Below are 10,393 nucleotides of genomic sequence, written 5' to 3' on the forward strand. Positions count from 1 at the left end.
CCCACTCAGTTGTAGCCCACCGGTGACGATCTGTGGGGGTCAGACCGCCCGGCGCCCCTCGAAGGCACGACCCAGGGTGATCTCGTCGGCGTACTCGAGGTCGCCGCCGACCGGCAGACCGCTGGCCAGCCTGGTCACCGCAATCCCCATCGGCTTCACCATCAGCGCCAGGTAGGTGGCGGTGGCCTCGCCCTCGGTGTTGGGGTCGGTGGCGAGGATCAACTCCCGCACCGCGCCGCCGCTCAACCGGGTCAACAGCTCCCGGATGCGCAGATTGTCCGGGCCGATCCCTTCCAGCGGATTGATCGCTCCGCCCAGCACGTGGTAGCGGCCCCGGAACTCACCGGTCCGCTCGATGGCCACCACGTCCTTCGGCTCCTCCACAACGCACAGCACCTCGTCGGTGCGGCGCGGGTCGCGGCAGATCCGGCACTGCTCGGACTCGGCCACGTTGTAACAGGTCGTGCAGAAGCGCACCAGCTCCTTGACCTTGCGCAGCGCGCCGGCCAGCCGGTTGACGTCGGCCGGATCGGCCGAGAGGACGTGGAACGCGATCCGCTGGGCGCTCTTCGGGCCCACGCCCGGCAGTCGTCCCAGCTCGTCGATCAGATCCTGGATGGCGCCTTCGTACATCTGCCGGCTCAGAAACCGGGCAGGCCGAGGCCGCCCATGCCGCCGGCGACCGGGCCCATCTTGCGCTCGGTCAGCTCACGCGCCGCCTCGGCAGCGTTGTGCACGGCCGCCACCACCAGGTCTTCCAGCGTCTCCACGTCGTCCGGGTCGACGGCCTTCGGGTCGATCTTGATGGCCTTCAGCTCACCGGAGCCGGACACGGTCGCGGTGACCAGCCCACCGCCGGCCGTGCCGGTCAGCTCGGCCTCGGCCAGCTCGGCCTGAGCGGCGGCGATCTGCTGCTGCATCTTCTGCGCCTGCTTCAGCATCTGCTGCATGTTCGGCTGTCCACCTGGGCGCACGGATGGCTCCTTCTCGCACTCGTCTGCTCGGCCGCCGACCAGCCTAGCCGCTGGGACCGACGTCGCCGTGCCCGGTGCGTCCGCCCACGCCGGGGCTCCCCAGCTCCTTCGCCAACGGGACGCGGTAACTCAAAGTCGGTCGTACTGCTCGCGCACGAGCGACTCGACGACCGGTACGGTCCCCGGCGGGCCGCCGACCGCGCTGACGATCAGAACGACCTCGTCCCGGCCGGCGACGGCCCAGACACCGGTTCGCTCGGCATCGACGAAGACGGCTGATCCCGGCAGTTCAGCGAGCGGCGTCACCTCGCCGGGGGTTGCCTCCCGCAGATCGCTGTAGGAGCGCTGGAACTGGTCCGCCGAGCCCGCCGAACCGAACTCGAGCAGGGTGATCGACACGAGGGTCGCGTCCGGACCGGTCCAGGCCGACGCGGCCGTCTGGATCACGTCGCCGCCCGCCTGCTCGGCGAGCAGGTGCGCCCGCGCCTCGGACAGAGGCAGAACACGGCCCAGATCGACGTGATCGTCCCCCGCGGCCGGCGCGGCGGAGGCCCAGCCGGCGGGAGCCGCGACAATCAACGCGCCGAGCTCAGGGGTCTGATCGTCGACCGAGTTGATCGCCCGCCAGGTGACCGTGCTGAGGAGGACTGCGATGCCCAGGATTGCCAGGACGCCGACGACCGGTGCGGGTCGCCGCCACCAGGGTGCCGCCGGCCGGACGTTCGGGCGTGAACCCTGCCAGACGAAGGGCGTCGAATTCGCCGCCATTGGCGGGTTCGTCGCGGCCGGCTCGTCCACGGATACGACAGGGGCTGCCTCCGGTACGGCGGGCGCGGGCGGCTCGGGCAGAGTCGTGACGGCACGCGCGAGCAGTACCACCCCGAAGAGCCCGAGCGAGACGCCGTTGAGCAGGTCCGTACCGGGGTGATCGTCCACCGGGAAGCCGCTGACGTCGATGGCGGCCGTGGCCGGCAGGAGGGTGCCGACGCCCACCACCAGACCGAGCAGTATCGCGGCCAACCGCAGCCAGAACCGCCACACCGGGCGGACCCAGGCCAGCGCCAGCAATACCAGCAACGCCGCCCACCCGACCACCAACGGCTGCCAGTAGCCCGCCAGGTCGGTCAGCATGTACGTCCGCACCTCGCTCGAGGGAGCGCGGCCGAACAACCGATCCACGGCGTACTCGCCGCGACTCACCGCCACCCAGGGCAGCGACCACGCCGAGATCAGCATGACCAGGCCGATGACCGCCAGCACCGCAGTCTTCGCCTGGTCACGGCCGAACCAGCCGGTGTCGGTGACTTCCCCCGCAGTCGAGGTGATCTTCACGGCGCACATCCTGACAGCGCACGGGAAGACCGTCCACCCCGTGACGGTACGGCTACCACTACCCCGAACCGGCCGTCTGGCGGTAGTGCGGCGGGCACCCCCGCACTGGTCTGCTCGGGGGTATGAACCTCACCCGCAGTGGACGTGCCGCCGCGCTGTGCTGGGCAGTGGCCGCACCGGTCTTCCTCGTGGCCGGTCTCGTCACCGGCCTGCGTTGGCGCGAGCCCACCTACAGCTGGGCCACCCACAACATCAGCGACCTCGGCAACGTCCACTGCGGGATCTGGGACACCACCCGACCTCGCTTCGTCTGCTCGCCCTGGCATCCGCTGATGAACGCCGCGATGCTGGCCACCGCCGTCCTGCTCGCCACCGGACTGCTGCTGACCTGGCGGCTCCTCGGCCGGGGCGGCGTGGTGCGCTCGGCGCAGATCCTGCTGCTGCTGGCGACCGGCGGGTACGCCCTGGTCGCCCTCTATCCCGCCGACATCGACGAGAACCGGCACGTCCTGGGCGCGTTCCTGATCATGGGGGTGGGCAACGTCGGCCTGCTGCTCGCCGGCTTCGCGCCCGACTCCACGGTGCTCGGCCGGTGGCGACGGATCTCCCTCGCCGCCGGGCTCACCGCGCTGGCTGGGACCGTGCTGTTCACCGCCCAACAGGACGTCGGCATCGGGATGGGCGGCCTGGAACGCGTCGCCGTGCTGCCCTTCCCCCTGTGGGCCTGCTGCCTCGGCGTCCTGCTGGGCGAAGCGCCCGCTACCGCGCGTCCACCTCGTCGATCTTCTCGGCGCCGAAGGTCTCCCGCAGCAGCCGTACCGCCTGCTCCTCGCTCGACTCCCGGGCCGTCTTCTCGTCGATGACCTCGTCCAACGGCTCGTCGCCCGGGTCGAACCCCTCGTAGGTGGGTTTCGCCGCCGGAGACGCGCCGCCGGGCCGTCCGCCGCGCAACGGTCCGTCGAAGTCCGGGTCGTAGGGAGGTTCGCCCGCCCATTCCGCGTCCGCGGTGGGCCGGCTCGCCGATGGGGTACGCGCACCGCGTCCCGCCGCCGCCGCGCGAGCCGCGGCGATGGCGCTGCTCACCGGTGCGCCACCGGCTGACGCCGGCTGCCGGGTCGCCGGTGTCGGGTTGTCCCGCCCGCCCGGCTTACCGCCACCGGCCAGCGCGCCGGGGCCACCCGCGACGCCTGGTCCGCCGCCGTTCGCCCCAGTGCCGTTCGCGCCACCGCCGTTCGCGCCACCGCCGTTCGCGCCACCGCCGTTCGTGCCGGTCGATGCGGGGTCGCCCGACGTGGCGTCGGAGCGTGCGGCGCCTTCGGCTGACGCGCCGCCGGGGCGGGCAGCCTCCGGCCACGCCTCGTCATCGGCCGCCTCGGCGGCCGGGGCTCCGCCGCCGGGGCGCGCTGCCTCCGGCCAGTCGTCCTCCAGGCCGGCGGCGGTGGTCGAGGTCGACGCGGCCGGTGGGGTGCTGGTCGGGCCGGAAGCGGCAGTCGGTCCGGCGCTCGGACGGGGCGCCGCAGGCGGCGCACTCGACAGGCCGGAAGCGGCAGCGGGCGCGGCACTCGGACGGGGCGCCGCAGGCGACGCACCCGACGGGCCGGAAGCGGCAGCGGGCGCGGCACTCGGACGGGGCGCCGCAGGCGACGCACCCGACGGGCCGGAAGCGGCAGTCGGCCCGGCGCTAGGGCCGGGCTCGACGGGCGGCGCGCTCGTCGGACTGGCGGCGGCCGCGTTCGGTGTGGCGGGTCGGGTCGGCGCGGCCGCCTGGGGACGCGGGCCGGACAGCGACGCGGCACCCCGCTCGCCGGCCACCTCGCAGCGGATCTGCCAGCGCCCGCCCAGCTCCTCGTAGAGCGCGTCGGTGAGCACCGCCGCGTGGTCGGCCATCATCTTGGCCAGCACGGAGGACTTCACGGTCAGGACCAGCATGTCGCCGTCGAGTTCGCGGACCACCGCGTCACGCATGAGGGCGGCGATCCGCTTGTTGGTCCGGTTGACCTTGCCGACCACGTCGGGCCAGACCCGGCGCACCGCTACCGCGTCCAGCGCGGGGGCCGGGGTACCCGGGCGGGGCGGCGCGGGCGTCGCCGGATCGGGCAGCACGGCCGACGGCGGCACCGCCCGACGCGGGGTCGAGCCGGTGCCCGGTCCGGCGGGCGACACGGGCGCGGCCGTCGGGGCGGCGGCCGACGCGCCGGGCGACACCGGAATCGGGGAGTCCGCTCCCGAGGGCGCGTGCACACCTCGGATGCCCGAGGCGACATCGGCCGAGCCAGCAACGCCACCGGCACCCGAGGCGGCAGCGTCACCGGCACCCGAGGCGACGCCGGCGGCCGAGGCCGCAGTTCCGGCGGCCGAGCCGCCAGCGGTCGAGGCGGCAGCGGCCGAGGCGGTGGAAGCCGAGGCACCTGCGGTTCGCGGAGCCGGGGAAGCCGTCGGGTCGACATCCCACGGCGGGGCGGACGTCGGGGCGGCGGCGGGTGTGGGGGCTGCGGCAGCCGGGACCGGAGGGGCGTGCTGTGGGCGTACCCCTGGGGTGGTGGCCGGCGCGAACCCGGCGGGGTCGGCGCCACCCAGGGTGAGACGGCGTTCCATCCGTTCGAGGCGCTGGAGGAGGCCGCCGGTGGAGTCGTCCGCGCCGGGCAGCAGCATCCGGGCGCAGATCAGCTCAAGCAGCAGGCGGGGCGCGGTGGTGCCGCGCATCTCGACCAGGCCGTCGTGCACGATGTCGGCGCAGCGGGAGAGCGTGGCCGAGCCGAGTTGCGAAGCCTGGGCGGCCATCCGCTCGATCTGGTCGCCGGGGCCCTCGATGAGGCCCTTCGCGGCGGCGTCCGGCACCTGCTGGATCACGATCAGGTCGCGGAGCCGCTCCAGCAGGTCGGAGGCGAACCGGCGCATGTCGTGCCCGGCCTCGGCGACCCGGTCGACGGTGGCGTACGCGGCCGCGCCGTCACCGGCGGCCAGCGCGTCGCACATCTCGTCGATCAACGCGGAGTCGGTGACCCCGAGCAGGGAGACGGCCCGGGCGTAGCTGACGCCCTCCGGGCCGGCGCCGGCGATGAGCTGGTCGAGTACGGAGAGGCTGTCCCGCATGCTGCCGCCCCCGGCGCGCACCACGAGCGGGAAGACCGCCGGCTCGACGGTGATGCCCTCGGCCTGGGAGAGCTGCTCCAGGTACGGGCGAACCACCTTCGGCGGGAAAAGCCGGAACGGGTAGTGGTGGGTCCGCGACCGGATCGTGCCGAGGACCTTCTCCGGCTCGGTGGTGGCGAAGATGAACTTGACGTACTCCGGGGGCTCCTCGACCAGCTTGAGCAGGGCGTTGAAGCCCTGGGTCGAGACCATGTGCGCCTCGTCGATGATGTAGATCTTGAAGCGGCTGCTGGCCGGCGCGAAGAAGGCGCGCTCCCGCAGCTCGCGGGCGTCGTCGACACCACCGTGGCTGGCCGCGTCGATCTCGATCACGTCGATCGAGCCCGCGCCGTCGGTGGCGAGCGAGCGGCACGACGCACACTTGCCGCACGGTTCGGGGGTGGGGCCCTGCTCACAGTTGAGCGAGCGGGCCATGATCCGGGCGCTGGTGGTCTTGCCGCAGCCACGGGGGCCGGAGAAGAGGTAGGCGTGGTTGAGCCGGCCGCTGCGCAGCGCCTGCGACAACGGCTCGGTGACGTGCTCCTGCCCGATGACCTCGGCGAAGGTACGTGGCCGGTACTTGCGGTACAGCGCCAGCGTCACTCGTCCCGCCTCCTCTCGACCGAGCCATTCTGCGCCGGTCGGGCGCGGGTGACCACCCACCCCGCCGGGTCGTCTGGACCGTCACGCCTGATCGACCTGGGTTGCCGCGGCTTGATCGACTCGGCTTCCTGGAAACCGGGGTGTCCGCGCGCCTCTGACAGCCCGACATCATGCACATCGAGTGGATCAAGGCCCCGGGAACGAAAAGGCCTCCCGTGCACCCGGCAGAGCTCGCTTATCCTTGCTGCCTTCCGGCCCTGGGGAGGTTCACGAGATACCGCCGCACGGGAGGTGACGCCAACCCTACCCGACGGCTCGTCGATCTTCAGGGGGTGGTGGGGTGTCCCGGTCGACGGCGGCCTGTATCCTGGCTCGCGGAGGATTCGCCTAGAGGCCTAGGGCGCACGCTTGGAAAGCGTGTTGGGTTTACACCCTCACGAGTTCGAATCTCGTATCCTCCGCTCGCGGAGCATGATCGACGCCCGGCAGACCGATAACAGGTCGGCCGGGCGTTGTCGTTGTGGTCTCATCGATGCCATGGCTGACTCGACCTGGCAGTGGGACGAGACCTTGTACGCCGGCAGCGCCCGGCACTACAGCGTCGGCCGGTGGCCGTACCCACCCGAAGTCGCCGAGGCCGTCGGCACCGCGCTCGACCTGGACGGCACCGGCCGGCTTCTGGACGTTGGCTGCGGGCCCGGCTCATTGACGCTGCTGCTCGCGCCCCTGTTCGAGGCGGCCGTCGGGGTGGACGCCGACCGGGACATGCTCACCGAGGCGCGACGCCTGGCCGGCGAGGCCGAGGTCACCAACGTCGAGTGGCGGCACCTGCGGGCTGAGGAACTGCCCGCCGACCTGGGTACGTTCCGGGTCGCCACGTTCGCGCAGTCGTACCACTGGATGGATCGGCCGCTGGTGGCCCGCCGGGTCCGCGACATGCTCGCGCCCGACGGGGCCTGGGTCCACGTCGGCGCCACCACCCACCAGGGCGTTGCCGACGACGACCCGCTGCCGTATCCCCGCCCGCCCTGGCCCCGGATCAACGAGTTGGTGGCGCGCTACCTGGGGCCGGTACGCCGGGCCGGACAGGGCTCGCTGCCCTCCGGCACCCCCAGTGGCGAGGGAGAGATCATGCTCGCCGCTGGGTTCTCCGGCCCCACCCGACTGACCGTCGAGCAGGGGATGGTCGCGGAGCGATCGGTGGACGAGGTGATGTCGGCGGTCTTCTCGCTGTCCAGTTCGACGCCGCACCTGTTCGGCGACCGGCTGCCCGCGTTCGAGGCGGACCTACGCGATCTCCTGACGGCGGCGGCGCGGGACGGCCTGTTCGCCGAGCGCCGGCGCGACGTGAGCATCGTCATCTGGCGACCCTGACGACTGCCTCGGGCGGCGCGGACCGCTCAGCCCCGGAACGGGCCCGACCCCCTCGGCTTCGGGGCGGCCGAGAACCGCTCACCCCCGGGCGCGGGCCCAGGAGAGGAAGCGGTCGGTGAGCCGGGCCGGATCGACGTATCGGAGATGTTCGCCGGCCTCGGTCAGCAGCGTCGCCAGGTAAATGGTCAGCGCCACGCGATCGCCCCGGTACTCGCCGAGCAGCCGGAGCTTCGCCGCCGAGCAGGGCCACGCGATACCGCAGGCCTGACAGCGCCAGGTAGGTCGGGTCGGCAGGTGGTTGCGGTGGCGACGGCGCGGCATGAGTGGACCTCCTCTCCTGGTGGAGGGGTCACCCCGCCTCCGCGTCGGGGCGACCCCGGACTGACGCCGACCGCCGGGCTGCTGCGCCTCCACCGGCCACGCCGTCTTCTGTGGACCACAATGCGGCGCGTCATCGGGCACCTACAGGGCGTAGCTATATGGTTCTCAGATATTCGAGACATCCGATGGAGGGGCCGTGAACGACGCGTTGCGGGTGGCGCTCAACGACACCGGGCACACCACCGAATCCCTCGCCGAGACCGTCGGCGTCGACCCGAAGACCGTCGCGCGCTGGTTGACCGAGGGCCGCATCCCGCATCCTCGGCACCGCCTGGCGGCGGCGGAAGCCCTCCACAAGGACGTCTCGGACATCTGGCCGGACACTGCAAGACGTCGTGATCCCATTTGGTTTCGCCCCTGGCAGGAGATCGAGCGCGAGGCGGTGTCGCTGCGCTGGTACGAGTCGACGGTCCTGCCGGGACTTGTTCAGACCGAGGCGTACGCCCGCGCGGTCCTCGGCGGCGCGGGCCTGATCCCCCGGAGCGAGGTCGAGCGGCACCTCGCCGTTCGGCTGAACGGCAGGGCGTGCTCAAGCGGGACGACCCGCCGCAGTTCACGGCGGTCGTCGACGAGGCGATCCTGCGCCGGCCGGTGGGCGGCCGGTCGACCATGCGCGAGCAGATGCTCGCCCTCGTCGCGGCCTGCGCCGAGCCGCACATCCGGGTGCACGTCGTGCCGGCCACGGTCGGCGCGTATGCCGGACTGAACGGACCGTTCGTGATCGCGCACAGCCACGACCATCGGGTCGCCGGCTACCTGGACAACCAGCTTCAGGGACAAGTAGCTAGCGACCCGGACGACATCGCGGCCATGATGGCGGCATGGGAGAACGTGCGCGGCGAGGCGCTGTCGCACTCGCAGTCGGTCGAGCTGATGACGGAAGTAGCGGAATCATGGAGCTGAACGGCGCACGGTGGCGCAAGAGCACCCGCAGCAGCGGCAACGGCGGCGCGTGCGTCGAGGTCGCCGACAACCTGCCCGGCGTGGTCGGCGTACGGGATTCCAAGGACCCGACCGGTCCGGCGCTCGCCTTCACGCCGACGGCCTGGCGCGCGTTCGTGGCCCATCTCGCCGACCGCGCCTGAGTCCCCGACCAAGCGCCCGCGCCGCTGACGACGAGATCTTGGACAGTTTCCGTTCGGAGCTGACGGAAACTGTCCAAGATCTGCGGCCAGACCGCCGGAGGGCCGGGCCGGCGGAGGGCCGGGCCGCCGGAGGGCCGGGCCGCCGAGCCCGGCACCGAGGCAGCGCGGCACCGCCGGGGCTCGCAGCGCCGCGTACCGTGCCAGTCACGGACGGCGGCGAGGGCGACCGTCGTACACATGTTCTATCCACAGGTTGTGGACGACGGCGGGGGTGTGATGGCGTACCAGCTCAGCGCGGTGGTCGCGGACGCGGACCTGCTCCGCGAGCACACCGCCGAGCTGGACCACGCCGTCCTCGGTGAGCTGCGTCAGGATTTCGCGCTGCTGCCGGTCACCCCGCAGTTGGTGGCCGAGCTGACCGGATCGCTACCGGACTACGCGGCGGACGACCGCAGCGCCGAGCAGCCGTTCGACCTCGTGTTGTCGCCGCCGCTGGTCGAGCTGCTGGCCGTGTGGTCGCGTACGGGGCCGGTGGCGTACCTGGAGGCGGAGTTCGGCGGCGGGACCGGCTACCAGTCGGCGGCGGTGTGGCTCGGCGGGGCGCTGTCCTGGGGGCCGCGCTTCGACGACGTGCTGGAAGCCCCACGGGAGGAGTGGCCGATCAACTCGGCGCTCATCCGGCTCGGCGTGGAGCGTGGGGCATGGATCGATCCGTTCGCCGAGCTGGGGTTGCATCTGGAACGCAACACCGCCGGGTGGTTGGCGCACGGGCGGCGTCGACTCAGCGCCGACCACTGGGACGATCTGATCGAACAGTGGGAAAACCAGTAATCCGTCGGCGGGCAGCAACCTGAACGGCCCAGCCCCGTTGGGGACTGGGGGATTCCATGAAATTGCGACAATTCGCGTTTATTGCCATGCTGCTGACTGCTGCCTCGATCGCGGGCAGCGGTGCGCCGTCCGCTGGGCCGATGCCCGCCAACTGGCCCGCCGGCGTAGTCGAGATCATCGACCTGAACGGCCTGCGCGACATCGAGTTCGGTGACACCGAGGCCGAACTGACCCGGCGGGGCGTCCTGCGTACCGACCTGGACGCCTGCGGACCGGTCCTCGCCGGCCACGACACGGCCAGTCCCGTCTTCGTCGAGGACAAACTGGTGCTGCTGTGGGTCGGCGACCCGATGCGGACACCGGAGGGCATAACGGCCGGCTCACCGATCGAGGAGGTCTGGGACCGCTACTCGTCGGTCACCCGGCTGCCCGCTCCACAGGGGACTCACCGGCTCGACGGGCTGCTCGCCCGCAGCGGCGACCGCGCGTACCTGTTCCTGCACGACGGGCGCACGGTCCGAAAAACCATCGCCGGGTACGCCGAGTGGGCGCGCCGCCTCTTCGACGAGGGCGCCGGCCCCTGCTGAGACGAGGGCGCCAGCCCTTGCCGAGACGAGGGCGCCAGCCCTTGCCGAGACGAGGGCGCCAGCCCTTGCCGAGACGAGGGCGCCAGCCCTTGCT

At 72.3% G+C, this 10,393-nt stretch carries 10 protein-coding genes, 1 tRNA gene, 1 other RNA gene and 1 pseudogene; 7 read left to right on the top strand and 6 right to left on the bottom strand.

Translation table 11 applies throughout. From position 1 onward, the window contains the following. Positions 1-39: 39 nt before the first annotated feature. From recR to ABZ272_RS26175, 3 genes are all read right to left on the bottom strand, one after another. A complete protein-coding gene (gene recR, locus ABZ272_RS26165; RefSeq protein ID WP_355052561.1) occupies positions 40-633 on the bottom strand; it encodes a recombination mediator RecR in 594 nt (197 codons plus the stop codon). A gap of 8 nt (positions 634-641) precedes the next feature. Then, a complete protein-coding gene (locus ABZ272_RS26170; RefSeq protein ID WP_007466279.1) occupies positions 642-950 on the bottom strand; it encodes a YbaB/EbfC family nucleoid-associated protein in 309 nt (102 codons plus the stop codon). Between the two features lie 153 nt (positions 951-1,103). Beyond that, positions 1,104-2,306 (bottom strand): hypothetical protein, encoded by a 1,203-nt coding sequence (locus tag ABZ272_RS26175; RefSeq protein WP_355052562.1) that lies wholly within the window; start codon positions 2,304-2,306, stop codon positions 1,104-1,106. Positions 2,307-2,428: 122 nt separating this feature from the next. On the opposite strand from ABZ272_RS26175, the gene ABZ272_RS26180 reads away from it, so the two are divergent. Next, positions 2,429-3,169, top strand: coding sequence for a DUF998 domain-containing protein (locus ABZ272_RS26180; RefSeq protein WP_355052563.1), 741 nt, complete (start codon positions 2,429-2,431; stop codon positions 3,167-3,169). Here ABZ272_RS26180 and ABZ272_RS26185 read toward each other — a convergent pair. Beyond that, on the bottom strand, positions 3,066-6,041 hold the full coding sequence (locus ABZ272_RS26185; RefSeq protein ID WP_355052564.1) for a DNA polymerase III subunit gamma and tau: 2,976 nt from the start codon (positions 6,039-6,041) through the stop codon (positions 3,066-3,068). The two genes, ABZ272_RS26180 and ABZ272_RS26185, sit on opposite strands and share 104 nt — an antisense overlap. A gap of 204 nt (positions 6,042-6,245) precedes the next feature. Beyond that, positions 6,246-6,335, bottom strand: an RNA gene (ffs, locus tag ABZ272_RS26190) — signal recognition particle sRNA small type. A gap of 82 nt (positions 6,336-6,417) precedes the next feature. Between ffs and ABZ272_RS26195 the strand changes: the two genes are divergently transcribed. Then, a tRNA-Ser gene (locus tag ABZ272_RS26195) sits at positions 6,418-6,502 on the top strand. 76 nt (positions 6,503-6,578) lie between these two features. Beyond that, positions 6,579-7,415: a class I SAM-dependent methyltransferase gene (locus tag ABZ272_RS26200; RefSeq protein ID WP_355052565.1), complete on the top strand. Its 837-nt coding sequence runs from the start codon at positions 6,579-6,581 to the stop codon at positions 7,413-7,415. Positions 7,416-7,493: 78 nt separating this feature from the next. On the opposite strand, the gene ABZ272_RS26205 is transcribed toward ABZ272_RS26200, so the two are convergent. Beyond that, the gene (locus tag ABZ272_RS26205; RefSeq protein WP_355052566.1) at positions 7,494-7,736 is read right to left on the bottom strand and encodes a flavin reductase; all 243 of its coding nucleotides are present in this window, start codon (positions 7,734-7,736) and stop codon (positions 7,494-7,496) included. 442 nt (positions 7,737-8,178) lie between these two features. Here ABZ272_RS26205 and ABZ272_RS26210 point away from each other — a divergent pair. The 4 genes and pseudogenes from ABZ272_RS26210 to ABZ272_RS26225 all read left to right on the top strand — a co-directional run bounded on the left by ABZ272_RS26210 (position 8,179) and on the right by ABZ272_RS26225 (position 10,299). Next, positions 8,179-8,699, top strand: a pseudogene (locus ABZ272_RS26210) (DUF5753 domain-containing protein). Continuing rightward, positions 8,690-8,881 (top strand): DUF397 domain-containing protein, encoded by a 192-nt coding sequence (locus ABZ272_RS26215; protein ID WP_355052567.1) that lies wholly within the window; start codon positions 8,690-8,692, stop codon positions 8,879-8,881. Before ABZ272_RS26210 ends, ABZ272_RS26215 begins: the two are co-directional and overlap by 10 nt. Before the next feature lie 276 nt (positions 8,882-9,157). Then, complete coding sequence (locus tag ABZ272_RS26220; protein WP_355052599.1) at positions 9,158-9,712, top strand: hypothetical protein; 555 nt, start codon at positions 9,158-9,160, stop codon at positions 9,710-9,712. 92 nt (positions 9,713-9,804) lie between these two features. After that, positions 9,805-10,299 carry a hypothetical protein gene (locus ABZ272_RS26225; RefSeq protein WP_355052600.1) on the top strand — a complete coding sequence of 165 codons (495 nt, stop codon included), beginning with the start codon at positions 9,805-9,807 and terminating at the stop codon, positions 10,297-10,299. Positions 10,300-10,393: the final 94 nt, after the last annotated feature.

Origin of the sequence: Micromonospora sp. NPDC005979 (assembly GCF_040614415.1) — a bacterium.
Taxonomy (GTDB): Bacteria; Actinomycetota; Actinomycetes; order Mycobacteriales; family Micromonosporaceae; genus Micromonospora.

Coding starts and splice junctions, on each gene's coding strand:
- ABZ272_RS26220 (WP_355052599.1), top strand. CDS start 9,158: ATGGCGTACCAGCTCAGCGCGGTGGTCGCGGACGCGGACCTGCTCCGC.
- recR (WP_355052561.1), bottom strand. CDS start 633: ATGTACGAAGGCGCCATCCAGGATCTGATCGACGAGCTGGGACGACTG.
- ABZ272_RS26205 (WP_355052566.1), bottom strand. CDS start 7,736: ATGCCGCGCCGTCGCCACCGCAACCACCTGCCGACCCGACCTACCTGG.
- ABZ272_RS26215 (WP_355052567.1), top strand. CDS start 8,690: ATGGAGCTGAACGGCGCACGGTGGCGCAAGAGCACCCGCAGCAGCGGC.
- ABZ272_RS26170 (WP_007466279.1), bottom strand. CDS start 950: ATGCAGCAGATGCTGAAGCAGGCGCAGAAGATGCAGCAGCAGATCGCC.
- ABZ272_RS26200 (WP_355052565.1), top strand. CDS start 6,579: ATGGCTGACTCGACCTGGCAGTGGGACGAGACCTTGTACGCCGGCAGC.
- ABZ272_RS26180 (WP_355052563.1), top strand. CDS start 2,429: ATGAACCTCACCCGCAGTGGACGTGCCGCCGCGCTGTGCTGGGCAGTG.